At 71.1% G+C, this 25,609-nt stretch carries 24 protein-coding genes; 12 read left to right on the top strand and 12 right to left on the bottom strand.

The window, feature by feature from the left end; all coding sequences use genetic code 11:
• The first annotated feature begins 39 nt into the window (after nucleotides 1–39).
• A complete protein-coding gene (locus JI742_RS00500) occupies nucleotides 40–1,827 on the top strand; it encodes a SulP family inorganic anion transporter (protein ID WP_201822937.1) in 1,788 nt (595 codons plus the stop codon).
• Between the two features lie 66 nt (nucleotides 1,828–1,893).
• Here the strand turns inward: JI742_RS00500 and JI742_RS14000 are convergent, their stop codons facing one another.
• From JI742_RS14000 to JI742_RS00480, 4 genes are all read right to left on the bottom strand, one after another.
• Nucleotides 1,894–2,415: an MOSC domain-containing protein gene (locus tag JI742_RS14000; protein ID WP_201822934.1), complete on the bottom strand. Its 522-nt coding sequence runs from the start codon at nucleotides 2,413–2,415 to the stop codon at nucleotides 1,894–1,896.
• A 299-nt stretch (nucleotides 2,416–2,714) separates the two neighbouring features.
• Nucleotides 2,715–3,416 carry a hypothetical protein gene (locus JI742_RS00490; RefSeq protein ID WP_201822931.1) on the bottom strand — a complete coding sequence of 234 codons (702 nt, stop codon included), beginning with the start codon at nucleotides 3,414–3,416 and terminating at the stop codon, nucleotides 2,715–2,717.
• Nucleotides 3,417–3,578: 162 nt separating this feature from the next.
• Nucleotides 3,579–4,145, bottom strand: coding sequence for a DUF3800 domain-containing protein (locus tag JI742_RS00485; RefSeq protein WP_201822928.1), 567 nt, complete (start codon nucleotides 4,143–4,145; stop codon nucleotides 3,579–3,581).
• Nucleotides 4,146–4,246: 101 nt separating this feature from the next.
• Nucleotides 4,247–4,795: a hypothetical protein gene (locus JI742_RS00480; RefSeq protein WP_201822925.1), complete on the bottom strand. Its 549-nt coding sequence runs from the start codon at nucleotides 4,793–4,795 to the stop codon at nucleotides 4,247–4,249.
• A gap of 594 nt (nucleotides 4,796–5,389) precedes the next feature.
• On the opposite strand from JI742_RS00480, the gene kefF reads away from it, so the two are divergent.
• Entirely contained in the window at nucleotides 5,390–6,001 is a 612-nt protein-coding gene (gene kefF / locus JI742_RS00475; RefSeq protein ID WP_236676722.1) for a glutathione-regulated potassium-efflux system oxidoreductase KefF, read from the top strand.
• 65 nt (nucleotides 6,002–6,066) lie between these two features.
• On the opposite strand, the gene htpX is transcribed toward kefF, so the two are convergent.
• Nucleotides 6,067–6,912 (bottom strand): zinc metalloprotease HtpX, encoded by an 846-nt coding sequence (htpX, locus tag JI742_RS00470; RefSeq protein ID WP_201822921.1) that lies wholly within the window; start codon nucleotides 6,910–6,912, stop codon nucleotides 6,067–6,069.
• 149 nt (nucleotides 6,913–7,061) lie between these two features.
• On the opposite strand from htpX, the gene JI742_RS00465 reads away from it, so the two are divergent.
• A complete protein-coding gene (locus JI742_RS00465; RefSeq protein ID WP_236676721.1) occupies nucleotides 7,062–7,445 on the top strand; it encodes a hypothetical protein in 384 nt (127 codons plus the stop codon).
• A gap of 23 nt (nucleotides 7,446–7,468) precedes the next feature.
• Here the strand turns inward: JI742_RS00465 and fmt are convergent, their stop codons facing one another.
• Nucleotides 7,469–8,443 carry a methionyl-tRNA formyltransferase gene (gene fmt / locus JI742_RS00460; protein WP_201822919.1) on the bottom strand — a complete coding sequence of 325 codons (975 nt, stop codon included), beginning with the start codon at nucleotides 8,441–8,443 and terminating at the stop codon, nucleotides 7,469–7,471.
• Nucleotides 8,443–8,955: a peptide deformylase gene (def, locus tag JI742_RS00455; RefSeq protein WP_201822917.1), complete on the bottom strand. Its 513-nt coding sequence runs from the start codon at nucleotides 8,953–8,955 to the stop codon at nucleotides 8,443–8,445. The genes fmt and def overlap by 1 nt, the downstream gene beginning before the upstream one ends.
• A gap of 165 nt (nucleotides 8,956–9,120) precedes the next feature.
• On the opposite strand from def, the gene JI742_RS00450 reads away from it, so the two are divergent.
• The 3 genes from JI742_RS00450 to JI742_RS00440 all read left to right on the top strand — a co-directional run bounded on the left by JI742_RS00450 (nucleotide 9,121) and on the right by JI742_RS00440 (nucleotide 12,020).
• A complete protein-coding gene (locus JI742_RS00450; protein ID WP_201822915.1) occupies nucleotides 9,121–10,287 on the top strand; it encodes a LysM peptidoglycan-binding domain-containing protein in 1,167 nt (388 codons plus the stop codon).
• A 12-nt stretch (nucleotides 10,288–10,299) separates the two neighbouring features.
• The gene (gene dprA, locus JI742_RS00445) at nucleotides 10,300–11,499 is read left to right on the top strand and encodes a DNA-processing protein DprA (protein ID WP_201822913.1); all 1,200 of its coding nucleotides are present in this window, start codon (nucleotides 10,300–10,302) and stop codon (nucleotides 11,497–11,499) included.
• Nucleotides 11,500–11,567: 68 nt separating this feature from the next.
• Nucleotides 11,568–12,020 (top strand): Smg family protein, encoded by a 453-nt coding sequence (locus JI742_RS00440; protein WP_182665700.1) that lies wholly within the window; start codon nucleotides 11,568–11,570, stop codon nucleotides 12,018–12,020.
• Between the two features lie 28 nt (nucleotides 12,021–12,048).
• Here JI742_RS00440 and JI742_RS00435 read toward each other — a convergent pair whose 3' ends face one another.
• The 5 genes from JI742_RS00435 to JI742_RS00415 form a co-directional block, all read right to left on the bottom strand.
• Nucleotides 12,049–14,160, bottom strand: coding sequence for a DUF1631 family protein (locus JI742_RS00435; protein WP_201822910.1), 2,112 nt, complete (start codon nucleotides 14,158–14,160; stop codon nucleotides 12,049–12,051).
• Between the two features lie 8 nt (nucleotides 14,161–14,168).
• Nucleotides 14,169–15,212 (bottom strand): protein translocase subunit SecF, encoded by a 1,044-nt coding sequence (gene secF / locus JI742_RS00430; protein WP_201822907.1) that lies wholly within the window; start codon nucleotides 15,210–15,212, stop codon nucleotides 14,169–14,171.
• A gap of 35 nt (nucleotides 15,213–15,247) precedes the next feature.
• Complete coding sequence (gene secD / locus JI742_RS00425; protein ID WP_201822904.1) at nucleotides 15,248–17,137, bottom strand: protein translocase subunit SecD; 1,890 nt, start codon at nucleotides 17,135–17,137, stop codon at nucleotides 15,248–15,250.
• 117 nt (nucleotides 17,138–17,254) lie between these two features.
• A complete protein-coding gene (gene yajC, locus JI742_RS00420; RefSeq protein ID WP_201822902.1) occupies nucleotides 17,255–17,587 on the bottom strand; it encodes a preprotein translocase subunit YajC in 333 nt (110 codons plus the stop codon).
• Nucleotides 17,588–17,751: 164 nt separating this feature from the next.
• A complete protein-coding gene (locus tag JI742_RS00415; protein WP_201822900.1) occupies nucleotides 17,752–19,179 on the bottom strand; it encodes an aminotransferase-like domain-containing protein in 1,428 nt (475 codons plus the stop codon).
• A 424-nt stretch (nucleotides 19,180–19,603) separates the two neighbouring features.
• Between JI742_RS00415 and JI742_RS00410 the strand changes: the two genes are divergently transcribed.
• From JI742_RS00410 to JI742_RS00385, 6 genes are all read left to right on the top strand, one after another.
• Nucleotides 19,604–20,086 carry an MSMEG_0572/Sll0783 family nitrogen starvation response protein gene (locus tag JI742_RS00410; RefSeq protein ID WP_182665688.1) on the top strand — a complete coding sequence of 161 codons (483 nt, stop codon included), beginning with the start codon at nucleotides 19,604–19,606 and terminating at the stop codon, nucleotides 20,084–20,086.
• Between the two features lie 75 nt (nucleotides 20,087–20,161).
• Nucleotides 20,162–21,283: a Nit6803 family nitrilase gene (locus tag JI742_RS00405; RefSeq protein ID WP_236676719.1), complete on the top strand. Its 1,122-nt coding sequence runs from the start codon at nucleotides 20,162–20,164 to the stop codon at nucleotides 21,281–21,283.
• An 80-nt stretch (nucleotides 21,284–21,363) separates the two neighbouring features.
• Entirely contained in the window at nucleotides 21,364–22,476 is a 1,113-nt protein-coding gene (locus tag JI742_RS00400) for an MSMEG_0568 family radical SAM protein (RefSeq protein WP_201826235.1), read from the top strand.
• Nucleotides 22,473–23,090 (top strand): MSMEG_0567/Sll0786 family nitrogen starvation N-acetyltransferase, encoded by a 618-nt coding sequence (locus JI742_RS00395; protein WP_201822897.1) that lies wholly within the window; start codon nucleotides 22,473–22,475, stop codon nucleotides 23,088–23,090. Before JI742_RS00400 ends, JI742_RS00395 begins: the two co-directional genes overlap by 4 nt.
• Nucleotides 23,091–23,098: 8 nt before the next feature.
• Complete coding sequence (locus JI742_RS00390) at nucleotides 23,099–24,244, top strand: sll0787 family AIR synthase-like protein (protein WP_201822893.1); 1,146 nt, start codon at nucleotides 23,099–23,101, stop codon at nucleotides 24,242–24,244.
• Nucleotides 24,237–25,592, top strand: coding sequence for an MSMEG_0565 family glycosyltransferase (locus tag JI742_RS00385; protein WP_201822891.1), 1,356 nt, complete (start codon nucleotides 24,237–24,239; stop codon nucleotides 25,590–25,592). The genes JI742_RS00390 and JI742_RS00385 overlap by 8 nt, the downstream gene beginning before the upstream one ends.
• Nucleotides 25,593–25,609: the final 17 nt, after the last annotated feature.

Genomic DNA, 25,609 nt, shown 5'->3' with positions numbered 1-25,609 from the left:
CAGGATGTCGTGGCAGCGCTTGCGCCACAACCTTCCCCCATGCAACCGAGCCCCCTGACCCCCAAACCCAAGGCAAGCCACGATCGCGGCTCGCGCCTGCTGCCGAGCTGGCTGCGCGCCTACTCGCGCGACACCGGGGCCCGCGACGGCATCGCCGCGCTCATCGTCACCCTGATGCTCATCCCGCAGAGCCTGGCCTATGCCCAGCTCGCCGGCCTGCCGCCGCAGGCGGGGCTTTACGCCAGCATCGCGCCGCTGCTGCTCTATGCCATGTTCGGCAGCAGCAGCGCGCTGGCCGTGGGGCCGGTGGCCGTCATCTCGCTGATGACGGCCGCAGCCCTCGGCGGCCTCGACCCCGCCCTGCTGCTCGACGACGCCGCCCGCATGCAGGCCGCCATGGCCCTGGCCCTCATCTCCGGCCTCATGCTGCTGCTGATGGGCCTGCTGCGCCTGGGCTTCCTGGCCAGCTTCCTCAGCCATCCGGTGATCGCCGGCTTCATCACCGCCTCGGGCCTGCTGATCGCCACCGGCCAGCTCAAGACCCTGCTCAATGTGCGCGCCGAGGGGCAGGACCTGCCCACCCTGCTGCCCGCCCTCATCCAGCAACTGCCGCAGACGCACGGCCTCACCCTGGCCATCGGCCTGGCCGTGCTGGCATGGCTGGTGCTCAGCCGCCGCCACCTCAAGCCCCTGCTGCTGCGCCTGGGCCTGGGCCCGCGGCTGGCCGACATCCTCAGCCGCGCCGCGCCCGTGGTGGCCCTGATCGCCAGCACCGCCCTCAGCCAGGCCCTCGATTGGGCCGGCCAGGGCGTCAAGGTCGTCGGCAGCATCCCCGCCGGCCTGCCGCCGCTGAGCCTGCCCAGCCTGGACCCGACCCTGTGGCGCGAGCTTGCCCTGCCCGCCCTGCTCATCAGCATCGTCGGCTTCGTCGAATCGGTCTCCGTCGCCCAGACCCTGGCCGCCAAGCGCCGCGAGCGCATCCTGCCCGACCGCGAGCTGATCGCCCTCGGCGCCGGCAACGTCGGCGCCGCCTTCAGCGGCGGCTACCCGGTCACGGGCGGCTTCGCCCGCTCGGTCGTCAACTTCGATGCCGGCGCGCGCACCCCCGCGGCCGGGGTCTACACCGCCGGCGGCATCCTGCTGGCCGGCCTGCTGCTGACGCCTGCGCTCTATCACCTGCCGCAAGCCACCCTGGCCGCCACCATCATCGTGGCCGTGCTTTCGCTGGTCGATTTCAGCGTGCTGCGCCGCACCTGGGGCTATGCCAAGGCCGACTTCCTCGCCGTGGCCGGCACCCTGCTGGCCACCCTGGGCCTGGGCGTGGAGCCCGGGCTCATCGTCGGCGTCGGCATCTCCCTGGCCCTGCACCTCTACCGCAGCAGCCGGCCGCACATCGCCGAAGTCGGCCAGGTGCCGGGCACCGAGTCCTATCGCAACGTGCAGCGCCATGCCGTGCTGACGCGTGAAGGCCTGCTCGGTCTGCGCATCGACGAAAGCCTCTACTTCGCCAACGCCCGCGCCGTGGAAGACCACATCAACGCCGCCGTCGCCCAGCACCCCGAGCTGCGCCACGTCGTGCTGCAGTGCTCCGCCATCAACGCCATCGACGCCAGCGCGCTGGAAAGCCTGGAAGCCATCGCCCACCGCCTGCACGAGGCCGGCATCGCCCTGCACCTCTCCGAGGTCAAAGGCCCGGTGATGGACCGCTTGCAGCGCAGCGACTTCCTGCAACAAATGGGCGGCCAGGTCTTCCTCACCCACCACCAGGCCGTGTGCACCCTGGGCGGCGAGTTCCGGCCCAGCACACCGCCCGCTGCGGCCGGCTGAAGCCCGGCCACCCGCTGCACCGCCGGGCCGGCACCCCCGGTGGCCGGGGTGGCGGCCTGAAGCGCCTCAGCCCGCTTCCACCTGCAACGCGTCTCCCGCCCGCAGCCAGCCGCCCTGCAGCACCCGCGCGCACACCCCGCCATGTCCGCGCACCGCGTTGTAGCCCCCCGGGCCCAGCAGCGCCTCCATCTTCGAGCAAGGGTCGCAGGGGCCGGTGATCTCCAGCAGCACCTCCGCCCCGATCCGCAGCCGCAAAGGCCGGTCGGCAAACGGCGAGCGCGAGCCCAGCAGGTTCAGGCCCGACACCACCAGATTGCGCCGCAAGCTGCCCAGCTCGGCCAGCGGCCGGCCCGTCCAACCGGCAATCAGCGCCAGATGCTCCGCCTGGATCAGCGTCACCTGCCGCTTGCCCCCCTCCGGCCGGCTTGGCGCCCGGGCCGCACTGCGGTCCCCCCGCAAACCCCGGCCCGCCAGCGCCTCCGCCGCATCCACCGCCAGGCCCGGCTGCCCGCGGGCGGGCCGCAGCAGAAGCTGCTCAAGCCGGCCCGGGGTGGGGTGGCGGGAGATCAGGGTGCGGAGGTCGTCCATGGCGGGGATTGTGGGCGGAGCGTCTGGAACTGCTGAAGGAGCCCTGTACCGACTAGGCTGGTCAGCGCCGGCCAAAATCGGTAACCATCAAGACTGCATACCCAAACGGGTAAGCGGGAGGCTGCCGAGGAGTTCGTGTCTGCACCTTGAAAAACCTTGAAAAGCCCAGCTGAAGATTTGACGGTGTTCTTCGATAACGTTGTCGCTGCATGTCGCATTGGCTGGAGAGAGCTGCCCTGTGCGTTCACTAATCGCAGTGGCCGAATGGGTCTGTATCTGCGTGAGGCTGCACCAACCTGCTATACCCATTTTTTCTCAGCTTCTTTTGCTCGGATTGAATAAACCTCGCAAATGAATTCAGCCACAGCGCTTGCAATTGTTTCGCCGCCAACCACAAAATCGTTCTCGAATCTGAATTTTCCGTCAAGATCTAGCGTCACGATCTTGCCCATTCTTCTCTCGCATGCGGATAGAGTGACATAAGATTTCCGTAGGTCAATTCTATTCGTCGACCTATTTGTAACACGACTAACAACAATCGCTATTGCTTCACCTCCCTTAGTCTTGGTTTCCTCAAAGCTGCCATTCTGAACCTCCCAAATGCCGTCATCATTTTTCGCCACTTCGAGCCACGCTTGTTGAGAGTGTGCGGCGCATGACAATAGAAGCATTAACACGAAGGATGCAATGTTTATTTTGCTCACTTTTCGACGTAGCATGATAATTGTGCCTGCTGATGAGTGGTTGCGATAAATTGGACGGTAATCGTAAAGCTGTTGCATATTCATGAGGTCTGACAAACTAATAGGAGGGGTGCATCTATAGGTGGGGTAATAGAGGTACGGTTGCCCAGATTGAACATATTTTGGTGGCTCGGTGTGTTCAGTATGTTTGTCGCGGTAAGATCTTGCTGGCGACTCGTTTTGATGCTTGATTTTAGATGCGATTAGTAAGGTGCAGGTTGGGGCATCAAAATGGGTGATGTGTAAAAAATCGTCCACGACGATTGATTGCGCCTTAGCATCATAATGGCCATGCTTTATACTTTGACGGATGGATAGTTATTTCATCACCGGCCCAAATATCAAAAATGGCTTTGTGGCGGATGTTATCAGAACTGCGGTTCCTATTCCGGAACTGAAGAAGCCAAGTGTAGATATCGGCTAACTGCAAAAGCGGCTGAGGTGAGAGTGCGTGAAATGGACCGAATCCACGAGGTTGTTTATTTCCCGCCCGAGAGCGAAGTCAGTGCCGCCGGCTCTGTAGCATGATAGGCTGCCAGCGTATCGTTCCGCAACACGATCGCTTTCCCGATCTCCGATTAGTATGCCCAAGCACCCACACGCTTTGCAGAGATCATTTGCCCTTTCGCAGAGGAACATAAAGGCCACCTCATCTGGGGCTTGATTTTGCCGAAGCTTTGCTGCATTGACCTGTATGTCAATCAAACTTAGTTGCGGCATCGAGAGGATTTGCATCAGCTTTTTCATTAGCGCGATGCGTGCACTGAAGTCCGCCCAACCTTTAAAGTGTTTTTTGCGGTGATAAATTTCTGCAGCATGAAGTTCATTGCCGCGCACCAGTCGTGAGTGACCAAAAGCTTCCTCGACTACCTTATTTATTTGTTTCTCGACTATGCCTAGATGCTCATCATCGATGCCAACACCACCAATGTGGTAGTAAGCATAGTCGTCGTCATTCTTGGCTTCATCAAAAAATATCAGCTTCATGCGACACGCTGCCTTCAGGCACAATAATAAAATTAACCAACGGCCAAGCGAAGCACGGGCGTCCGAGCTGAGCAACTAGTTAAAATAGCAGCTGGCGCAGGTTAGACGAGCTGTTCATGGACTTCCCATTGTCCTGTTTTTGGGTTGCGCTGGTATTGCATGTTGCGTGGATAGTCCTTTCCTACGAGCCTTAATGCGTGTACAACTTGACCTAACTCGATGAAGTAGAGCTTTTTGAATCGCATGGAGTCCGGAGTTACAAAAAATCCGTTAAGCGCACCATCTTCACGCAAGTCTATGATGAATATGTAGCTATGAACAATTTGGTTGCATATGAACCCAATGTTTCGGTGCTCATTCATTGGGTGGCTCAAATTAAAAAACTTGTCAATATCTGCTCTATTGAAGTAATCAACCTTACGATCGGGCAGGGCCGTATAAGCCTGAAGTGCAAGCTTTAGTTCTTTAGTTGATGGCGAAACTTTGAAGGTCTCAAGCAGCTTGCGGATGGCGTAGAAACCGATGAACAATTCGCGCTCCACACGGACGAGCGACCTTTCGCCCGCGTCACCTTCCTCAACGCATAGCTTCGACAACCAAGTGGCCGCGCGCAGCAAGGGTTCTTTCCAGTGTCTGGATTCGTGAATCATGCTTTGCGAACTATGCGTGAAAGCCTAATATTTGATGGGCGCCACTTCAGCGTACCGCGCTTGGCGCCCAGCGCGCGCTTCGGATAACGCACATGCGCAGGATAGCGGAGCCGTCCGCTTGTGCCCAGAGAGCGCGTACACCGCCTTGAGTGGGTGGCGCACAGGCTTTTTCTGGCCTAACCCTTATGGCGTCGGCTCCCATCGTGTGTTGTCCTTGCGCCGAGTGCATGCAGCGATGTGCCGATGCTGATCCTGGCTTGAGTCGAGCGCCTGCGCGATTGTTCGGTTTGTAGTTGTGCCTAACAGGTGCGCACCTTTCGCAAGCCAGCCTGCCTTGCGTATTGCTTCTCAGCGACTCACCGCGAACCCTTCTCGACGGGGCGTTGCCTATCCCCGTCGCAACCGAATCCCGCCGACCTGCCTTCAGCCTTCGAGCTGGCCGGCGCACCCGGGCTTGCGCGGCGACGGCGCTGCGGAACTGGCCGGCGGAGCGGTCGGGGTGTGCGGGCTGCGACTTGTCGCTTTTGGCTCGCTATGCTCATGCCCACTTGCCCCAAGCCGCTCCGCCCCGCCTGCACCCACCCCGCACCCACCATGGCCCGGATCCTCGTCGTCCTTGCCCATCCCGACTTGCAGGCCTCGCGGGCCAACCGCGCGGTGCAGGCTGCGCTGGCGCCGCTGGCCGGCCCGGGCGGGCCGGTCGAGCTGCTCGACTTGTATGCCCGCTGCCCCGACTACCTGATCGACGTGCCGGCCGAGCAGGCGCGGCTGGCCGAGGCGGAGCTGATCGTCTGGGCCTTCCCCGTGCAGTGGTACAGCGTGCCGGCGCTGCTGAAGCTGTGGATCGACGAGGTGCTGGCTTTTGGCTGGGCTTATGGGCCCGGGGGGCAGGCGCTGCGCGGCAAGGCGCTGTGGCTGCTGCCGACGACGGGCGGCAGCGCGGCCAGTTACCAGCCGGCCGGGCACAACCGCCATGGGATCGAGGTGTTCCTGACCCCCTGGGAGCAGACGGCCCGGCTTTGCGGCCTGCGCTACCTGCCGCCGCTGGCCCTGCACGATGCTCATGCGCTCGATGCATCCGCCCTGGCGGCCCACGGCGCGCAGGTGCGCGACATGCTGGCGCGCTGGCCGGCGGTGCCGGCATGGCAGGGGCTGCTTGATGACGATTGCGTGGATTGCGCGGTGCCGGCCGAGGCGTACTGCTGACGCGCGCGCCCGTCAGCCCGGCTGGGGCGAGGATCGCTAAGCGCGCCCCCGCCCCGGGCTCGGCCTCAGCCGCGCGCCAGCGCGACGAGCCGGGCGACCCGCTCCTCGGTGGCCGGGTGGGTGGAGAACAGGCCGCGCAGCCCGCCGCCGGACAGCGGGTTCATGATCATCATCTGCGCGGTTTCGGGGTGGCGCTCGGTCGTCTCCAGCGGGATCTGCGCGGCGCGGCCGGCGATCTTGTTGAGCGCGCTGGCCAGGGCCAGCGGGTCGCCGGAGATTTCGGCGCCGCCGCGGTCGGCCTCGAACTCGCGGGCGCGGCTGATCGCCATCTGGATCAGACTGGCGGCCAGCGGCGCGAGGATCATCACCGCGATGCTGGCGATCGGGTTGGCCGGCCGGCCTTCGCTGTCGCGCCCGCCGAAGAGCATGGCGAAGTTCGCCAGCATCGAGATCGCGCCGGCCATGGTGGCGCTGATGGTGCTGATCAGGATGTCGCGGTGCTTCACGTGCGCCAGCTCGTGGGCCATCACGCCGCGCACCTCGCGCTCGCTCAGCACACGCAGCAGTCCGGTGGTGGCGGCCACGGCGGCATGCTCGGGGTTGCGGCCGGTGGCAAAGGCGTTCGGCGCGTCTTCCTGGATCAGGTAGACCTTGGGCATGGGCAGCTCGGCCCGCTGGGCCAGCTCGGCGACCATGCGGTAGAACTGTGGCGCCGTGGCCTCGTCGACTTCCTGCGCGTTGTACATGCGCAGGACCATCTTGTCGGAGAACCAGTAGCTGAAGAAATTCATCCCGATCGCGACCAGCAGCGCGAGCACCATGCCCTGGCTGCCGCCGATCATCTGGCCCAGGGCCATGAACAGCGCGGTGATGGCCGCCATCAGCATGGCGGTCTTCATCAGGTTGAACATCGTGAACGTCCTTTCGGCGGGCCCGTCAAAGGGCGTGCCCGTGCGGCAGTAGATGCGGGTGGGCGCCGGGAGTTCAAGCCGGCGCCGGCATGCATCGTCGTCCTGCCGCCTGTTTCCATCCTTGACGCCGCCCTTGCGGCCCTGCTGCCATGCCGATTCCCTGGCTCACCGTCCTGCAAGCCGTGCCCTGGGGCGAGGTGATCACCCGCGCGCCCCAGGTGGCCGACGGCGCCCGCAAGCTGTGGCGCGCCGTGGCCCGCAAGCCGGCAGCGGGCGAGGCCCCGGCCGGGCCGGCGCCGGTGGCCCATGCCGCCGACCCGCCCGGCCAGCGCCTGGCCGCGCTCGAAGCCTCGGTGGACGCGCTTCAGGCGCAGATGCTGGCTTCTTCCGAACTGATCCAGGCCCTGGCAGAGCAGAACGCCCAGCTCATCGCCCGGGTCGAGACCCTGAGGCGCCGCCTGCTGGGGCTGGGCCTGCTGCTGGGGGTCGGCCTGCTGGCCCTGCTGCTGCCGGCGCTGCGCGCAGGCGGCTGAGCCGGCGCCGACCGGCGCGGCCTTCAGCCGCCCAGGCGCTCGCCAACTTGAAGGGCCAGGGCAGGCAGCAGCTCGCGGGCCGGCAGGCGCTTGCCGCCGGGGCGTTGCAGCTCGTCGATTTGCAGGGCGCCTTCGCCGCAGGCCACGTGCAGCACGCCGGCCCGGGCATCGAGCGCCAGCACCTCGCCGGGCTGGCCTTGACCGGGCACGGGCCGGGCGCGCCAGAGCTTGATCGTCTCGGCCCGGCCGTCGGCAGCCGTTCGCGTGAAGTGCGCGCCCGGGGCCGGGTCGAAGGCCAGCACGCGGCGCGCCAGCGTGCTGGCGGGCAGCGACCAGTCGATCGTCGCCTCGGCCTTGTCGATCTTGGCGGCATAGCAGGCGCCCTCGGCCGGCTGGGGCGTGGCGGGCAGCGGCTCGCCGCGGTCCAGCCGGGCCAGGGTGTCGACGATCAGCCGTGCGCCCTGCGCGGCCAGGCGGTCGTGCAGGTGGGCGGTGTTCTCGTCGGGCGCGATGGGCAGGCGCTCGACCGACAGCATGTCGCCGGTGTCCAGGCCGGCGTCCATCTGCATGATCGTCGTGCCGGTTTCGGCATCCCCGGCCTCGATGGCGCGGTGGATGGGCGCCGCGCCGCGCCAGCGCGGCAGCAGCGAGGCATGGATGTTCAGGCAGCCGCGCGGCGGCAGCTTCAGCGTCCAGTCCGGCAGGATCAGGCCGTAGGCGGCCACCACCATCAGCTCGATTTCGGCGGCTTGCAGCGCGGCCTGGGCCGCCTGGGCTTCGGCGGCAAAGCGGCCGTCGAGCTTCAAGCCCTGCGGCTGGGCCAGCGGCAGGCCCTGGGCCAGGGCGAACTGCTTGACCGGCGAGGGCTGCAACTTCATGCCGCGGCCGGCCGGGCGGTCGGGCTGGGTCAGCACCAGGGCGACCGTGTGCCCCGCGGCATGCAGGGCCTCCAGCGCCCGGGCGGCAAAGACCGGGGTGCCGGCAAAGGCAATCCGCATCAGGCCTCGGCCTCGTCGCGGCTGCGCTTGGCCAGCTTGCTCTTGATGCGGTTGCGCTTGAGCGGGGAGAGGTATTCGACGAAGACCTTGCCCTTGAGGTGATCCATCTCGTGCTGGATGCAGACGGCCAGCAGGCCCTCGGCGTCCAGGGTGCGCGCCTGGCCGTCGAGGTCGAGGAAGCGCACGGTCACGCGCTCGAAACGCTCGACCTTGTCGAAGATCTGCGGCACCGAGAGGCAGCCCTCGTCGCCCAGGGCGCGCTCGGAACTGGTCGCGACCAATTCGGGGTTGATCAGCACCAGCGGCTCGTTCCGGGCTTCAGACACGTCCATCACGATCAATTGCTCATGCACATTGACCTGAGTCGCGGCCAGGCCGATGCCCTTGGCGGCGAACATGGTCTCGAACATGTCGGCGGCCAGTTGGCGGATGCGCGCATCGACGGCTGCCACCGGGCGGGCCACGGTGTGCAGGCGAGGATCGGGATAGCGCAGGATGGGGAGCAGGGCCATGGCGGGACGGGCGGTTCGGGGTCGGCTCGGCCGGGCCCCGGCCACCCCCCTTTTTCGGGTTTGGCGCGAGGCGGGGCCCGACAGAATCGTCGGCCAGATCCCCATTTTCGCCCAAGCCCTGTCGCCTGCGTGGCGGCCGGGCGGGCTCGCTGCCGGAGCCCCGTGATGCCCTTGAGCCGCCCCCCCTTCCGGCCCGCCTTGTGCGGCATGGTTCTGCTGCTCGGCCTGGGCGCGGCTGGCCTGCCGGCCGGGGCCGTACCGCCCTGGCCGGTGACGCCCGCGCAGCGCGGCACGGCCGAGCAGGTGGCCGCCGCCGGCGTGCCGCTGGCCGAGCTGGCGCCCGATGCGCCCGACGAGCACCTGGTCGTGCCGGGCGACACGTTGTGGGGCCTGTCCCGGCTCTTCCTGCGCTCGCCCTGGCGCTGGCCCGAGCTGTGGGGCATGAACCTGGAGGCGGTGCGCAACCCGCACCTGATCTATCCCGGCCAGCGCCTGCGGCTGGAGCGCCGCGACGGCCGCGCCCGCCTGCGCCTGCTGGGCGCGGGCGAGCCGACGGCAGACGGCTTGCCGGTCGAGCGCGTGCTCGCCCGCGTGCGCGATGCCGGCCCGGCCGAGCCGGCGCTGAGCGCCGTGCCCTGGCGCTCGATCGCCGCCTTCCTGAACGAGGCCCTGATCGTCGACGACGAGGCCCTGCTGCAAGCCCCCCGCCTGGTGGCCACGCCCGAGGGCCGCATGCTGCTCGGCCGTGGCGACCCGGCCTATGCCCTGGGCCCCTTGGAGGGCACGGCGGATTGGCGCATCTTCCGCCGCGCGCAGCCCCTGTTCGACCCGGAGACCGGCGAGCTGCTGGGCCACGAGGCCCGTTTCGTCGCCGATGCCCGGCTCGAACAGCCCGCCGGCCTGGCGCCCGACGGCCTGACCATGCCGGCCCGGCTGCGCCTGGGCGCCAGCCGCGAGGAGGCCCAGGTCGGCGACCGCCTGCTGCCGCGGCCGCCCGCCGAATCGCCCAGCTACCTGCCGCATGCGCCCGATCCGGCCCTCAGCGGTCGCCTGGTGCGCGTGCATGGCGATGCGCTGATGGCCGGCGCGCAGCAGATCGTCATCCTCAACCGCGGGCGCCGCGATGGCCTGGCGCACGGCCATGTGCTGGCCGTTTGGCGGGCGGGCGCGCTGGCCCGCGATGTCACCGTCGAGCCGGCCGCGCCGCTGCGCCTGCCCGACCAGCGCCGCGGCCTGCTCTTCGTGCTGCGCAGCTTCGAGCGCAGCGCCTATGCCCTGGTGCTGGAGGCCGAGGGTCCGCTGGGCGCGGGCGACCGCTTCACCGCACCCTGAGCGACGGCCCCCATGCAGGCCCCCGCCCCGCAGCCGCTGCCGCCCGAGCGCCGGGCCTGGCTCTGGCTGGTCGAATCCAGCGGCCACCGCCCGGCCGCGCAACGCGCCCTGCTGCGCCGCTTCGGCGGGCCCGAGCAGGTGCAGGCCCTGCCCGAGGCGCAGCGCCATGCCTTCGTCGGCGCCCCGGCCCGGCCGGCTGAGGCGCCCGAGGCCTGGGCCCGGCGCCTGGCCGCTGTCGAGGCCTGGCAGGCCGGCGCGCCGCAGCGCCATCTGCTGGCCCTGGGCGATGCCGATTACCCCGAGGCCTTGCTCAGCCTGCCCGATCCGCCGCTCTGGCTCTATGCCGAGGGCCTGCTGGACCGGCTGGCGGCACCCGCCCTGGCGGTGGTCGGCAGCCGCAACCCCACCCCGGCCGGGGCGGACCATGCCCGCGCCTTCGCCCGGGACCTGGCGGCGCGCGGCCTGCTGATCGTCTCCGGCCTGGCGCGCGGCATCGACGCGGCGGCGCATGAGGGCGCCCTGGCCGCGGCGGGCGGCGCCGGCACGCTGGCCGTGATCGGCACCGGCATCGACCGCCTCTACCCGGCTTCGCATGCCGCCCTGGCGCGGCGCATCGTCGCCGACGGCCTGTTGCTCAGCGAGTACCCGCTGGGCACGCCGCCGCTGGCGGCAAACTTCCCGCGCCGCAACCGGCTGATCGCCGGCCTGGGCCAGGGCACGCTGGTGATCGAGGCGGCGCTGGCCTCGGGCTCGCTGATCACCGCCCGGCTGGCCGCTGAGGCCGGCCGCGAGGTGCTGGCCATCCCCGGCTCCATCGACAGCCCGCAGTCACGCGGCTGCCACAGCCTGATCAAGCAGGGCGCGCAGCTTGTGGAGACGGTTGACGACGTGCTCGATGCCCTGGGGGGCGTGCTGGCCGGGCGGCTGGCCGATGCGGCGCCGCGGGTGGTGGCGGTGGAAGGCCCGGTCGCAGAACCGGGCGAGGCCACGGGCGCATCCGGCGCCGAGCCCACCGCCCAACCCACCGCTGAAGGGGACGAGACCGACCCGCTCCTGCGCGCCCTCGGCCACGATCCGGTCGACCTCGACACCCTGGTCGCCCGCACCGGCCTGGACGCCGCGAGCCTCAATGTGCAGTTGCTGGCGCTGGAGCTGGACGGCCGTCTGGCCCGCCTGGGCGGCGGCCGCGTGCAGCGCCGCGGCCGGGCCTGAGACGCCGGTCGCAGGGCCGGCATCGACGCCGCACGGCCGATCAAAGCGCCTGTGGTAAGGTGGAAAACATGTTCGATGTGCTCGTTTACCTGTACGAAAACTACTGGCGGCCGGACGCTTGTCCCGAGCCCCGGCAGCTTTCGCGCAAGCTCTCCGCGGTGGGTTTCGAGCGCGAGGAGATCCAGGAGGCCCTGGATTGGCTGGAAGGCCTGGCCGGCGCTGCCGACTCGGCCGAGCATGCCGCGCCCGGCTCGGGCCTGCGCGTCTACACCGACGCCGAATCCGAGCACCTCGGCGAAGCCTCGATCGGCTTCATCAGCTTCCTCGCCTCGGCCGGCGTGCTGCGCCCGCCGATGCGCGAGATGGTGATCGACCGCGCGATGGCCATCCCCGGCGGCCCGCTGCCGCTGGAAGACTTGAAGATCATCGTGTTGATGGTCTTCTGGAGCCTGGGCGAAGAGCCCGATGCGCTCATCCTCGACGAGCTTTTCGTCGCCGACGAAGACCGGCTTATCCACTGAAGGCCGGCCGGGACCGGCTCTGAAGCGCTCAGCGCAGGCGCTGCGGCTCGGCGTCCAGGCGGGCCAGGGTTTCGCGCAGCGCGCGGGCGCTCCAGGCCTCGGTTTCCGCCGGCTCCAGGCTGCCGGCCTGCAGATGCGCGGCCAGCCGCGTCAGCGGAAACAGCCAGGCCCGGCCGTCCCGGCCCAGCAGCAGGGCCAGGCGCTTGCGCCGCCCCATCCAGGCGAGTTGCAGCAGCTCGCTGCGGCCCGCGCCGGGCTGCCAGCGGAACCACGATCCCACGGCCAGCTCGGCCGCACGCGCCAGCGTCGGCGTGCTGGGCGGCAGGCCGCCGCTGCGCACCAGATGCAGGGGCGGGCCTGCGCCCTCGGCCTGTTCGATGGCGAGCACGGCGTCCTCGGCCATCCGGCCGGCGTCGGGGCTGAGGCCCTCCAGCGCGTCCAGGCGCCGGCCCAGGCCGGCCAGGCGGGCGGCCAGGTCTTCGTCCGTGCCGCGGGCCGAGAAGGCCTCGTGCAGCAGGGCCTGCAAGCTGCGCAGATGCTCGTCCTGCTGGTGTGGCGCCAGGCCGGCCTGGCGCATGCCCTCGCGCAGGTCCAGCATCAGCGGCGGCAGGCGGCGCAGGGCTTCGGCGCGCTCGGCACGGTCGTGCTTGGCCTGGCTCAGCCACAGCAGCTCGCCCGCCGCGGCGCGCAGCCGCAGGCAGGCGGGGCTATCCAGGTCGCCGGTCTGCAAGGCGGTGGTGGCCAGCACCTCGGCCCAGACATGGAAGAGGAAGTCGCGCAGCCGCGGCGGCGGCAGCTCGCCGGCCAGCAGCTCGCGCAGCACCACGGTGGCCTGCACGACGCGCGCCTCGCGTTCCTCCATGCGCTGGACCAGCGGCAGGGCCTGCGGGCCCGGGCCGCCGCTCGCCTGCTGAAGCGGACCGGCGACGAAGGCCTCGAACTCGGCCAGCGCGGTTTCGAAGACGCGCCGGCCGCTGTCCGGATAGGCCTCGACCAGATGCACCAGGCGCTCCAGCTCGTTGCCCAGGGCCGCATCGGCGGCCGGCGGGCCGGGCTCGAAGCCCAGGGCGCAGGCGCCCAGGCGGTCGATCAGCCGGCGCGCGGGATGGCTGGCCTGGCCGAAGACCTCGGGCTCGTCCAGCGCCACCCGCAGCACCGGCAGTTGCAGCCGGGCCAGGCCCAGGCGCAGCGCGGCGGGCAGGCGCTCCTCGCCGAGCAGGCTCTGGAACATGAGCGCGACGATCTCGATGGTCGCGCGCTGGCTGGGCCGGTCGGTGACGGCCTTCAGCGCCAGGGTGCGGTCGTGCAGGCGGTCGAAGAGGGCCTCGCCCGGCACCGTCCAGGCTTCGCCGACGGGCAGCAGCGGCTCGCGCTGGGCCTCGGCAATGGCTGCGGCCAGGGCCGGGCTGGCCGGCAGCAGGGAGGGCGGCCCGGCCTCGCCGGCCGCCAGGGCATGCAGGCGATCGAGCAGGCGCGGCCCGGCATCGGGCGGCGCCGGAGGCAGGCCGGTGGCGGCGTCGAGCAGCGGGCCGGGCCGGTCGGCGACCGGGCTGCCGCCCGGCGCCGCCTGCCCGTCCAACACCGCGAGCCCGTCCCGCACCGCCTGCGCATACAGCCGGCCGAAGTGGTTGTGCAGCAAGGCTTGCAGGGTGCGCCAGTGGGCCAGGGCCAGGTCGGCACGCTGCCAGCGTTCGACGATCTGCCGGGCCAGCGCGGCCGGCGCTTCGGCATGCAGCGGGTCCGCCAGCGCCCGCAGGTGCTGTTGCAGTCGCAGGCCCTCGGCGCCGGCGGCCTCGCCCAGGGCCAGGGCCAGGCGCGAGGCGAGGATCTCGCGGTCGCCGCTTTCATCCTCGACGAACTGCAGCAGCGGCAGGGCCTCGGAATCGCCGGCATCCGGCGCGAAGACCCGCGCCAGCAGGCAGCCCAGGGTCTCGCGGGCGCTGGCCAGTTCGCGGGCCGCGCGCTGGCGGCGCAGGCGCAGCTCGGGCGCCGGCTGGGCGCTGGCGGCCAGTTGCGCGGCGGCTTCGGCCAGCAGCTTCAGGCCGGGCGCGAGCCCCTCCGCCCAGCCTCGGGCCAGGGCCGCCCGGGCCTGCGCGGCAGCCGGGTCGGGCGGGGGAGGGGGCTGGCGCGTCCCGTCCACGCCAGGGGTCAGACCACCGCGCCCGCGTTGGGATCGTCCGGATCGCCCTCGCGGCGCACCGGCGCCTTGATCAGGTCCTCGCGCTTGACGCCCAGCCACATCGCGATCGCCGCGGCCACGAAGACCGAGGAATAGATGCCGAACAGGATGCCGATGGTCAGCGCCAGCGCGAAGTAGTGCAGGGTCGCGCCGCCGAAGATCAGCATCGACAGCACCATGATCTGCGTCGAGCCGTGGGTGATGACGGTGCGGCTGATCGTGCTGGTGATGGCGTGGTCGATGACCTGCGGCGTGTCGAGCTTGCGGAACTTGCGGAAGGCCTCGCGCACGCGGTCGAAGATCACCACCGACTCGTTGACCGAGTAGCCCAGCACCGCCAGCACCGCCGCCAGCACCGAGAGCGAGAACTCCCACTGGAAGAAGGCGAAGAAGCCCAGGATGATGATCACGTCGTGCAGGTTGGCGACGATGCCGGCCACCGCGAACTTCCATTCGAAGCGGATCGCCAGGTAGATCATGATCCCGACGATGGTCACGGCCAGGGCGATGGCGCCGTCGCGGGCCAGTTCGGCGCCCACCGAGGGGCCGACGAACTCGCTGCGCTTGAGCGTCACCGGCTCGGCTTCGCCGGCCATGCAGGCCTGGCGGCTGAGCTGCTCGCCTTCGGCCGAGACCGATTCGATGCGGCTGACCGTGCCCGACTCGGCCGTGCACAGGGTACTGAAGACCGAATCGACCAGGGTCTGCTGGGCGGCGGCGCTGTTCTCGCCGCGCAGGGGCAGGCGGATCAGCACGTCGCGCGAGCTGCCGAAGTTCTGCACCTGCACCTCGCCGAGCTTCTGGGCCTCGACGGCGCTGCGCACCTTGTCGATGTCGGCGGCCTGGGTGTAGGCCACCTCCAGCACGGTGCCGCCGGTGAACTCGATCGAAAGGTGCAGGCCGCGGGTGGCGATGAAGAAGACCGCGGCGACGAAGGTGAGCAGGGAGATCGCGTTCAGCACCAGGGCATGGCGCATGAAGGGGATGTCGCTGCGGATGCGGAAAAGCTCCATGGGAGGTCCTTGGGGAATCGCGCTTCGGGACGGCCTCAGCCGCGCGGGGCCGGGGTCGAGCCGGGAGTCGTCGTCTGGGGCTTCCAGACCTGGCCGATGGACACCGTCTTCAGCTTCTTCTGGCGGCCGTACCAGAGGTTGACCAGGCCGCGCGAGAACAGCACCGCCGAGAACATCGAGGTCAGGATGCCCAGGCAGTGCACGACGGCAAAGCCGCGCACCGGGCCGGAACCGAAGGCCAGCAGGGCCACGCCCGCGATCAGCGTGGTGATGTTCGAGTCGAGGATGGTCGCAAAAGCCCGCTCGTAGCCGAGGTGGATGGCCGTCTGCGGCGCCGCGCCATTGCGCAGTTCCTCACGAACCCGCTCGTTGATCAGCACGTTCGCGTCGATCGCCATGCCCAGGGTCAGGGCGATGGCGGCGATGCCCGGCAGCGTCAGCGTGGCTTGCAGCATCGACAGCACGGCCGTCAGCAGCAGCAGGTTCAGCGCCAGCGCCAGCGAGGAGAACACGCCGAACAGCATGTAGTAGGCGCACATGAAGACCGCGATGGCCGCGAAGCCCCACATCACGCTGTTGAAGCCCTTGGCGATGTTCTCGGCGCCCAGGCTCGGGCCGATGGTGCGCTCCTCGATGATCTCCATCGGTGCGGCCAGCGAGCCGGCGCGCAGCAGCAGCGCGGTGTCATTGGCTTCCTGCGTCGTCATGCGGCCGCTGATCTGCACCCGGCCGCCGCCGATCTCGCTGCGGATCACCGGCGCGGTCACCACCTCGCCACGGCCCTTCTCGAACAGCAGGATGGCCATGCGCTTGCCGACGTTCTCGCGCGTCACGTCGCGGAAGATGCGCGCGCCCTTGCCGTCGAGCGTCAGGTTGACGGTCGGCTCCTGGGTCTGGCCGTCGAAGCCGGGCTGGGCGTCGGTCAGGTTCTCGCCGGTCAGCACCACGGCCTTCTTGACGACGATGGCCTGGCCGTTGCGGTCCTGGAAGCGCTCGGTGCCCAGCGGCAGCACGCCGCCGTTCAGGCCGCCCAGGGCCTCGGGGCTGTCGTCGACCATGCGCACTTCCAGCGTGGCGGTGCGGCCGATGATGTCCTTGGCCTTGGCGGTGTCCTGCACGCCGGGCAGTTGCACCACGACGCGGTCGGCGCCCTGCTGCTGGATCACCGGCTCGGCCACGCCGAGTTCATTGATCCGGTTGTGCAGGGTGTTGATGTTCTGCTTGAGCGCCTGGTCTTGCAGGCGCAGCGCGGCCTCGGGCTTGAGCGTGGCGCGCAGCAGCAGGTCGCTGCCGTCGGCGGCGTCGGCGAAGTTCAGGTCGGGCAGGGCCTCCAGCAGGGCCTCGCGTGCCTTGATGCGGGTTTCGGCATCGCGGAAGCGCAGGTCGATGCGGCGGCCTTCGCGGTTCACGCCGGCATGGCGGATGCCCTTGTCACGCAGCACGGTGCGCATGTCGGCGCCCAGGGCCTCGATGCGGCGGTCCAGGGCCGCGGGCATGTCGACCTGCATCAGGAAGTGCACGCCGCCGCGCAGGTCCAGGCCCAGGTACATGGGCAGGGCATGCAGGCTGCCCAGCCAGGCCGGCGAGCGGCTGACCAGGTTGAGCGCGACGATGTAGCCGGGGTCGGCCGGGTCGGGGTTCAGGGCCTTGGCGATCGCGTCCTTGGCCTTGATCTGGGTGTCGGTGTTCTCGAAGCGGGCGCGGATCGAGCTGCCTTCGAGCTGCACGAAGTCGGCATTCACCCCGGCTTCGCGCAGCGCGCCTTCCACGCGCGGCAGCAGCTCGGCCGTCACCTTGACGGTGGCCTTGCCGCTGGAGACCTGCACCGCCGGCGCCTCGCCATAGAGGTTGGGCAGCGCGTAGAGCAGGCCGACGACCAGCGCGACCACCAGGATCGCGTACTTCCACCAGGGATAACGATTCATTGCCTCATCCTCGCAGGCCCCGTGCAGGGGGCTTCTTCTTGGGGGCAAGGCCGCGGCGCCCGGCGGGCGTCCGCGGCCTTGCGGTGGGGCTCGGGGGCGGCCGGCGGGCCGCCCGGATCACTTCAGCGTGCCCTTGGGCAGCACCTGCACCACGGCTTGGCGCTGGATCTGGACCTCGACACCGTCGGCCAGTTCCACATGCAGGATCGCCTCGCCCAGCTTGCTCACCCGGCCCAGCAGGCCGCCGCCGGTGACGACCTCGTCGCCCTTGGCCAGGGCGTCGATCATGGCCTTGTGCTCCTTCTGCTTCTTCATCTGCGGCCGGATCATCACGAAGTACAGCACCACGAACATCAGCAGCAGCGGCAGCATTGACAGCAGGCTGGACTCCGGGCCGCCGGCAGGCGCGGCGGCGGGGGCGGTCTGGGCAAAGGCTTGGGCAATGAACACGATCGGATCCTTCGTGGAGGGGTCGGTTGGGTCGCGGGCCGGCCCGCGCGGGCGACCGGGGCGGCGCACGGCTCACCGTGGCGCGCCGGGCGCATGAAGCGCGGGATTGTAGGTGGGGGCCTCCATGGCCCCGAACGCCGCCTGCGGCGCGCGCCCGGCCCGGCCTACATCGCCGCGCCCTGGGCGGCGCGCGGATGGTCCAGCGCCTCGGCCAGGCGGCCGAGCATGGCCCGGCAGTCGGCATGCGACTGCGGCCCGCCCAGGCACAGGCGCAGCGCATCGGGCGGGTCGCCGTCGGTCGAGAAGGCGACGCTCGCGACCGCGCCCACGCCCTGGTCGCGCAGCCAGGCGGCCAGCTCGACCGGCTGCCAGGGCGGGCCCAGGCGCAGCCAGGCATGGAAGCCATCCTCCGGCGCGATCAAGCCCGGCGGCCCGCCGGGCGCGCCCTGGGTGCGGGCCGGCATCACCGCGCCGAGCAGCTCGCGGGCCAGGGCCTGGCGCTCGCGGCCGATCTGGCGCACGGCGTCCAGCATGCGCGCGGCGGTGCCGTCGCGCAGCCAGCGGGTCGCCAGCGCATTGCTGAGCGGCGAGGCCATCACCGACAGGCCGCGCAGCGTGCCGGCCAGGCGCTCGGCCTCGCGCGCGCTCGGCGCGGCCACATAGGCGGTGCGCAGGCCGGCGCCGAAGCACTTCGACAGGCCGCTCACATACCAGCCCAGGCCCGGCGCCAGGGTGGACAGGGCCGGCGCATCCAGCCGCGCGGGCAGCATGGCGTAGGCCTCGTCCTCGATGATCGGCACGCTGTGATGCAGGGCCAGGTCGGCCAGCAGCTCGCGGCGGGCGCGGCTGATGGTCAGCGTCGAGGGGTTCTGCAGCGTCGGGTTCAGGTAGAGCGCGCGGGGCTGCAAGTGCTTGCAGGCATGTTCGAAGGCCAGGGCGCTCGGACCTTCCTCGTCGCAGGGCAGGGCATGCAGTTGCACGCCCAGTTGCGCGGCGATCGCCTTGAGCCCCGGGTAGCCCAGGCATTCCACGCAGATCAACTGCCCCGGCCGCGCGAACTGCGAGATCAGCGCCACCAGCACGCTGTGGATGCCCGGCGCGACCAGGGTGCGTTCGGCCGTCACGCCCGGCACTTGCGCAGCCAGCCAGTCGGCCCCGGCGGCGCGGTCCTCGGCGCTGCCGCCGAAGGCCTGGTAGCGCAGCAGCGCATGCAGGTCGGCCTCGCCGAACACGGCTTGCGCGCCCTCGCGGATGCGCGCCAGCAGGGCCGGGTCGTCGGGCTCGGGCGGCAGGTTCATCGTCATCGCTGCGCCGCCGCGCAGCGGCAGGGCCGGCGCGCTGCCGCGCACATAGCTGCCGCGGCCGCTCTGTGCATCGATCAGGCCGCGGCGCTGCGCCTCGGCATAACCCCGCGCGACCGTCGTGTAGTTCAGCCCGGTCGCCTGGGCCAGCTCGCGCAGCGTCGGCAGGCGGTCGCGCGCGACCAGGCGGCCGCTGCGCACGTCCTCGGCGATCAGCTCGGCCAGCAGCAGGTAGGCCGGCCGGTCGGGCTGCTGAAGGCGGCGGCGCCAGTGGGCCGGCAGGGGGCTCATGCGGGGCGGGCTCTTGATTGCAGGCGCATGCCGACTTGATTGCATGAGACGTGCCGGCCCCGGCCCGCCGGCCGGCCGCACCAGCACGGCTTGATCGCGCGGCTTGATTGCAGATCCGCCCCTGCGCCGGTGCGGCCGCGCGCCACCTGCCGGTGCGCCCGATCGCGAGCCTCCATGCCGGTGACCGGCCGGTCACGGGTAATCCCGTAGTGCATCCGCCCGCCAACGTGCGGGCCGCGGCGCGGCGGCACCGGCCTCGTCGACAGGCCAGGCCCATGGCGGCGGCTTGATCGGCACTTGATTGCAGGCCCGGGCCTGCGCCGCGGCCCGGGCATGGCACGGCCGATGCAATGCAGGACGGTGCCGAGCCGCGGGGCCGGCCTTCCTTCCTGCTGTCCCGCACCGCCCATCCCCTGGAGCCGCCATGCCCAAAGTCACCCTGCCGATGCGCCAGAAAGGCGATGTCCTTGTCGATTACGAAGAGAAGGTCTTCGAGGACGTGAAAGCCCAGCCGGGCGAGAAGGCCCTGGTCACCTTCCACACGGTGGCCTTCGAAGGCTCGATCGGCCTGGTCAACCTGCTGCAGGCCCTGCGCCTGCTGCGCAAGGGCTTCGAGACCTCGGTGCTGCTCTACGGCCCCGGCGTCACCCTGGGCGTGCAGCGCGGCTTCCCGACGATCGGCGACGAGGCCTTCCCCGGCCACCTGAACTTCAACAAGCAGATCGAGAAGTTCATCGCCGAAGGCGGCAAGGTCTACGCCTGCCGCTTCGCGCTGCAAGCGCTCTACGGCCACAGCGAGAAGAACCTGATCGAGGGCGTGATCCCCATCAACCCGCTGGACGTGCTGGACCTGACCCTGATCCACCGCCGCGACAACGCCTTCATGCTGCACAGCTGGACCCTGTGATGCCGCGCCCCGCCGCGGCCCACGGGTCGTGGCGGGGCCGCCGCGCCACGCGCTGCCCACCAACTGCCTCCGCCCATGCTGCCCCACCGCATCGTCCGCGCCGCCGCCGTGCAGCTCGCGCCGGACCTGGACCGCCCCGCCGGCACCACCGAGCGCGTGGTCGAGGCCCTGGCCCAGGCCGCGGCCAGGGGGGCGCAGCTCGTCGTCTTTCCCGAGACCTTCGTCCCCTACTACCCCTACTTCAGCTTCATCAAGCCGCCGGTGGCGATGGGCGCCGACCACCTGCGCCTGATGGCCCACGCCCCGCGCGTGCCGGGCCCCGAGGTGGAGGCCGTGGCCGCCGCCGCGCGCCGCCACGGCCTGGTCGTCGTGCTCGGCATCAACGAGCGCGACGGCGGCAGCCTCTACAACGCCCAGCTCGTCTTCGATGCCGATGGCCGGCTGCTGCTGCACCGCCGCAAGATCACGCCGACCTACCACGAGCGCATGGTCTGGGGCCAGGGCGATGCCGCCGGGCTGCGGGTGGTCGACACGGCGGTCGGCCGCGTCGGCGCCCTGGCCTGCTGGGAGCACTACAACCCCCTGGCCCGCTATGCGCTGATGGCCCAGGGCGAGGAGATCCACGTCGCGCAATTCCCCGGCTCGATGGTCGGGCCGATCTTTGCCGACCAGATGGAAGTCGCCATCCGCCATCACGCGCTGGAATCGGGCTGCTTCGTCGTCAATGCCACCGGCTGGCTGCATGAGGTGCAGATCGCCAGCATCACGCCCGACCCCGCCCTGCAGAAGGCCCTGCGCGGTGGTTGCTGCAGCGCCATCGTCTCGCCCGAGGGCGTGCACCTGGCGCCGCCGCTCAAGGAGGGCGAGGGCATGGTCGTCGCCGACCTCGACTTCGCGCTGATCGACAAGCGCAAGCGGATGATGGATTCGGTCGGCCACTATGCCCGGCCCGAGCTGCTGAGCCTGGCGATCAACACCCGGCCGGCGCAGGCGGTGGTGGGCATGGCGGGCGGGCCGCCGGGGGCTGCGGCGCCGGCTGCGGCCCTGGCATCGACGCTGTCACCCTGCCCAGTCCCCGCCGCGCCGGCTGTGCCCGCCGAGCTTGCGCCGGTGCGTCCCCTCGACCCGACCGCGCCCCCGCCCGCCGCCGCGGCCCGCCCCGCCCAGGTGCCGGCTGCCCAGCCGGCCCGGCCCTGATCGCCCCTGCCCGCTGCCCCCTGGAAGGACGCCCCGCCATGGCCACCGCCTCCGTCCCCACCCCCGCTGCCCGCGTGCTGATGAGCGAGTTGCAGGCCCAGGGCCTGCGCCTGCTCGACCCGCAGGCCGGGGCCGCCAGCCGCCGCGGCGGCGCCGGGCCCAGCGACCACCAGGCCGTCACCGTCGACGGCCACACCGTGATGGTGCCGGTGCACACCGCCCAGGCCTTCGCTTCCGCCTATGCGGCCGAGGCGCCGGGGGCCGATGGCCGCAGCGTGCTCAAGCGCGGCGGCATCCCGATTGCCGAGATCCGCTTCACCGCCGAACCGCGCTTCTATGCGCGGCAGACCGCCGACGGCATCCCCTACCGCCAGATCGCCACCCTGCACGGCCGCGACGTGCTGGCCACCACCGTGCTCCAGACCTGCATCCGCTACGAGAGCCGGCGCAAGGCCTGCCAGTTCTGCGCGATCGGCCAGTCGCTCGCGGCCGGCCGCACCCTCGCGCACAAGACGCCGGCCCAGCTTGCCGAGGTGGCCTGCGCCGCCGTGCTGCTCGACGACGTCAAGCACATGGTGCTGACCACCGGCACGCCGCCCACGCCGGACCGGGGCGCGCAAGTCCTGTGCGACAGCGCGGAAGCCATCACTGCGGCCATCGCCGCGCTCACCCCCGCCCGCAGCCTGCCCCTCCAGGCCCAGCTCGAACCGCCCGACGACGACCGCTGGTTCGCGCGCCTGCAAGCCGCCGGCGTGGCCACCGTCGGCATGCACCTGGAGCTGGTCAGCCCCGCGCTGCGCGACAAGCTGATGCCCGGCAAGGCCAGCGTGCCGCTGTCGCGCTACTTCAGCGCCTTCGAGGCGGCGGTGGCCGTCTTCGGCCGTGGCCAGGTCAGCAGCTACCTGCTGGCCGGCCTGGGCGATCCGCCCGAAGCCATCCTGGCGATGTGCGAGAAGCTGATCGCGATCGGCGTCTACCCCTTCGTCGTGCCCTTCGTGCCCATCCGCGGCACGCCGCTGGAAGACCATCCCGCCCCCTCGGCCGACTTCATGCAGGCCCTGCTTCAGCCGCTGGCCGCGATGCTCCAGGCCGGCGGCCTGCGCGCGGCCGACATCCGTGCCGGCTGCGGCAAGTGCGGTGCCTGCTCGACCCTGGCCGTGCACGAAAGCGCGCTCGACGGGGTGCCGGCATGAACGCGTCCCCCGCCCTCCTGCCCCGGCCCGCGCCCGCCGCGCTGCCGCCCTGGTGCGAGCTGCCGCAGGCCTTCGTGCCGGCCGAGTTCCGCATCAAGCGCGCGGTGCTGCCCTGGGAGCTGGACGGCGCCGCCCGCCTGCGTCGCGCCGTCTTCTGTGCCGAGCAGGGCGTCTTCGTTGGCGACGACCGCGATGCCCTCGACTCGATCGCCCAGACCCTGGTCGCCGTGGCCTGCTGGGGCGGCCAGCCCGAGCAGGTCGTCGGCACCGTGCGCCTGCACCAGGCGGCCGATGCAGACCCGCAGCAGGAGCCCGGCGTGTGGTGGGGCTCGCGCCTGGCCGTGCATCCGGCCTTCCGCAGCGTCGGCCGCATCGGCGCCACCCTGATCCGCCTGGCCGTGTGCAGCGCGCATGCCCAGGGCGCGCACGGCTTCTTCGCGCATGTGCAGGAAGCCAATGTGCCGCTGTTCGAGAAGCTGCACTGGAAGAGCCTGGGGCCGCGCACGCTGCACGGCCGGCCGCACCGCTTCATGCAGGCCGAGCTGAAGGCCTATCCGCCCTGCCCGCGGGCCGAGGCCGGCTTCGTCAGCGCGGCCTTCGCGCGCCGCGCCTGAGGCCGCGCATGCCTGCCGTGCCGGTGCCGACCCTGCCGCCGATCGCGGCCGAAATCGAGCCTGCCCGGGCCCTGGCCGCCCTGGCCGAGGCGCTGCGCGCCAGCCGCGGCTTCGCGCACAAGACCGACATCGCGCCGGTGCGCGCCGCGCTCGACCCGGCCGCCACCGACGCATCCGCCCGCCCGCCGGCCTGGGCCCTGGCGCTGGACCCGGCCTGGGCCGCCACCGGCCCGGCGGCGGCCGTGCCCAATGGCGACGACACCGCCGCCATTCCCCTGCCGGCCTCGGCGGGCGGGGGCGGCCACCTGCTTTTCGCGATCGAGGGCCTGGTCGAGGACTTCGTCGCCCGCGACCCCTGGTTCGCCGGCTACAGCGCGCTGATGGTCAACCTCAGCGACATCGCCGCCATGGGCGGCCGCGCCATCGGTGTGGTCGATGCGATCTGGGCGACCGATGCCGAAGCCGCCGCCCCCGTGCTGGCCGGCCTGGCCGCCGCATCCGCCCGCTACGGCGTGCCGGTGCTGGGCGGCCACAGCAATCTGCGTGCGGCGCATGGCCAGCTTGCGGTGGCGGTGCTCGGCCACGCGCGCGCCCTGCTCAGCAGCTTCGAGGCGCGGCCGGGCGACATGCTGATGGTCGTCGTCGACCTGCGCGGCGCCTGGCGCGGCGAGGCGCCCTACTGGAATGCCAGCACCCAGGCCCCGCCCGAGCGCTTGCGCGCCGACCTGGCCCTGCTGCCCGCCCTGGCCGAGGCTGGCCTGTGCCGCGCCGCCAAGGACATCAGCATGGCCGGCGTGCTCGGCAGCACCCTGATGCTGCTGGAGGCTTCCGGGGTGGGCGCCACCGTCGACCTGGACGCCCTGCCGGCCCCGCCCGGCCTGGCGCCGGCCGAGCGCCTGCGCTGGTTGCAGGCCTTCCCGAGCTACGGCTTCGTGCTGAGCGTGGCGCCGGACCGGGTGCAGGCTGTGCAGGACCACTTCGCCGCCGCCGGCCTGGCCTGCGCAGCCGTCGGCCGCGTCGAGCCCGGCCGCGCGCTGTGCCTGGCCGCCGGCAGCGTGCCGGGGCTGGCGCCAATCCTGCTGTGGGATGCCGGCATGCAGTCCTTCATCCTTCCCGTCGCGGCTGCGGCCGATCGCGAGTCCGTCCATGGCTGAGCCCGCCTCCGAACGCCCCGCCGGGCCGAACCGTCCGCGCCGCATCAGCCGCAGCCCCGGCGAACGCTGGCACTGGCCGGCCAGCCGCGGCACCGTGATCGAGGCCGGCGCCCCCTCGGCCGCCCCGGGCGAGGTGCTGCGCATCGGCCTGCTGACCCATTCGGTGCTTCCGCGCGGCGGCGTGGTGCACAGTCTGGAGCTGGCCGAGGCCCTGACCGCGGCCGGCCATGCCGTCACCCTGTTCGCGCCGGCCGCGCCGGGCGAGAAGCTGTTCCGCACGCCGGCCTGCACCGTCGAGGAGGTGCCGGTGCCCGCCACCCCGCCGGGCGCGACCCGCGCCATGGTCGAGGCCCGCATCGCCGGCTACATCGCCCATCTGCGCGCCCGCCTGGCCGCCGGGGCCCGCTGGGACCTGCTGCATGCGCATGACGGCATCGGCGCCAATGCCCTGGCCGAACTGCGTGCCCAAGGCCGCATTGGCCCCTGGCTGCGCACCGTGCACCACCTGGACCGCTACAGCGATCCGGTGATCGACGCCTTCCAGCAACGCGGCGTGCGCGAGGCCGACACCCTGCTGTGCGTCAGCGCGCACTGGGCCGGACAGCTCGCCCGCGACTGGGGCCGGCCGGCCGAGGCCGTGCCCAACGGCGTCGACCTGCAGCGCTTCCAGCCGGCCGCGGGGCCGCTCGATGCGCTGCTCGCGCGCCGCTGGGGCCTGGGCGGCGGCCCGGTGGTGCTCGCGGTCGGCGGCATCGAGGCGCGCAAGAACACCGCCCGCCTGCTCGAAGCCTTCCTGGGCCTGCGCCAGGCCCGGCCCGGCGCGCAGCTGCTGATCGCCGGTGGCGCCAGCCTGCTCGACCACGGCCGTGAGGTGGCCGCCTTCCGTGCCCGGCTGGAGGCCTGCGCCGCCGCCGAGGCCCGCGGCCCCTGGGGCGGGCCGGGCAGCCCGGTCATCGTCACCGGCCCGCTGCCCGACGAGCTGATGCCCTCGCTCTACCGTCGCGCCGACGTGATGGCCCTGCCTTCGCTGAACGAGGGCTTCGGCCTGGTCGTGCTGGAGGCCCTGGCCAGCGGCTGCCCGGTGGTCGTGCCGCAGAACCCGCCCTTCACCGAATACCTCGACCCGCGGGCCGAGCCCGAGCTGGCCGCTGCGGTCAGCTGGTGCGACCCCCTGGCCCCCGAGACGCTGCAGGCCGCCCTCGTCCAGGCGCTGGACCGGCCGCGTCCGGCGCCACCGGCCGTCTGCGCCCGCTACGCCTGGGCGCGCAGCGCCGAACGCCACCTGGCCGTCTACCGCGCCCACCTGGCGCGGCATGCCGCGCCGCTGCCCCTGCACCTGCCGGCCTGAAGCCCTCCGCCCGAGAC

It is taken from the genome of Piscinibacter lacus (assembly GCF_016735685.1).
In the GTDB taxonomy this organism is placed as follows: domain Bacteria; phylum Pseudomonadota; class Gammaproteobacteria; order Burkholderiales; family Burkholderiaceae_C; genus Aquariibacter; species Aquariibacter lacus.
This window is presented reverse-complemented; position numbering and strand designations above follow the sequence as displayed.

Excerpts from the sequence above, each read along its gene's own strand:
- JI742_RS00500 (WP_201822937.1), top strand. The coding sequence starts at position 40 with ATGCAACCGAGCCCCCTGACCCCCAAACCCAAGGCAAGCCACGATCGC.
- JI742_RS14000 (WP_201822934.1), bottom strand. The coding sequence starts at position 2,415 with ATGGACGACCTCCGCACCCTGATCTCCCGCCACCCCACCCCGGGCCGG.
- JI742_RS00485 (WP_201822928.1), bottom strand. The coding sequence starts at position 4,145 with ATGAAGCTGATATTTTTTGATGAAGCCAAGAATGACGACGACTATGCT.
- JI742_RS00480 (WP_201822925.1), bottom strand. The coding sequence starts at position 4,795 with ATGATTCACGAATCCAGACACTGGAAAGAACCCTTGCTGCGCGCGGCC.
- kefF (WP_236676722.1), top strand. The coding sequence starts at position 5,390 with ATGGCCCGGATCCTCGTCGTCCTTGCCCATCCCGACTTGCAGGCCTCG.
- htpX (WP_201822921.1), bottom strand. The coding sequence starts at position 6,912 with ATGTTCAACCTGATGAAGACCGCCATGCTGATGGCGGCCATCACCGCG.
- JI742_RS00465 (WP_236676721.1), top strand. The coding sequence starts at position 7,062 with ATGCCGATTCCCTGGCTCACCGTCCTGCAAGCCGTGCCCTGGGGCGAG.
- fmt (WP_201822919.1), bottom strand. The coding sequence starts at position 8,443 with ATGCGGATTGCCTTTGCCGGCACCCCGGTCTTTGCCGCCCGGGCGCTG.
- def (WP_201822917.1), bottom strand. The coding sequence starts at position 8,955 with ATGGCCCTGCTCCCCATCCTGCGCTATCCCGATCCTCGCCTGCACACC.
- JI742_RS00450 (WP_201822915.1), top strand. The coding sequence starts at position 9,121 with ATGCCCTTGAGCCGCCCCCCCTTCCGGCCCGCCTTGTGCGGCATGGTT.
- dprA (WP_201822913.1), top strand. The coding sequence starts at position 10,300 with ATGCAGGCCCCCGCCCCGCAGCCGCTGCCGCCCGAGCGCCGGGCCTGG.
- JI742_RS00440 (WP_182665700.1), top strand. The coding sequence starts at position 11,568 with ATGTTCGATGTGCTCGTTTACCTGTACGAAAACTACTGGCGGCCGGAC.
- secF (WP_201822907.1), bottom strand. The coding sequence starts at position 15,212 with ATGGAGCTTTTCCGCATCCGCAGCGACATCCCCTTCATGCGCCATGCC.
- secD (WP_201822904.1), bottom strand. The coding sequence starts at position 17,137 with ATGAATCGTTATCCCTGGTGGAAGTACGCGATCCTGGTGGTCGCGCTG.
- JI742_RS00415 (WP_201822900.1), bottom strand. The coding sequence starts at position 19,179 with ATGAGCCCCCTGCCGGCCCACTGGCGCCGCCGCCTTCAGCAGCCCGAC.
- JI742_RS00410 (WP_182665688.1), top strand. The coding sequence starts at position 19,604 with ATGCCCAAAGTCACCCTGCCGATGCGCCAGAAAGGCGATGTCCTTGTC.
- JI742_RS00405 (WP_236676719.1), top strand. The coding sequence starts at position 20,162 with ATGCTGCCCCACCGCATCGTCCGCGCCGCCGCCGTGCAGCTCGCGCCG.
- JI742_RS00400 (WP_201826235.1), top strand. The coding sequence starts at position 21,364 with ATGAGCGAGTTGCAGGCCCAGGGCCTGCGCCTGCTCGACCCGCAGGCC.
- JI742_RS00395 (WP_201822897.1), top strand. The coding sequence starts at position 22,473 with ATGAACGCGTCCCCCGCCCTCCTGCCCCGGCCCGCGCCCGCCGCGCTG.
- JI742_RS00390 (WP_201822893.1), top strand. The coding sequence starts at position 23,099 with ATGCCTGCCGTGCCGGTGCCGACCCTGCCGCCGATCGCGGCCGAAATC.
- JI742_RS00385 (WP_201822891.1), top strand. The coding sequence starts at position 24,237 with ATGGCTGAGCCCGCCTCCGAACGCCCCGCCGGGCCGAACCGTCCGCGC.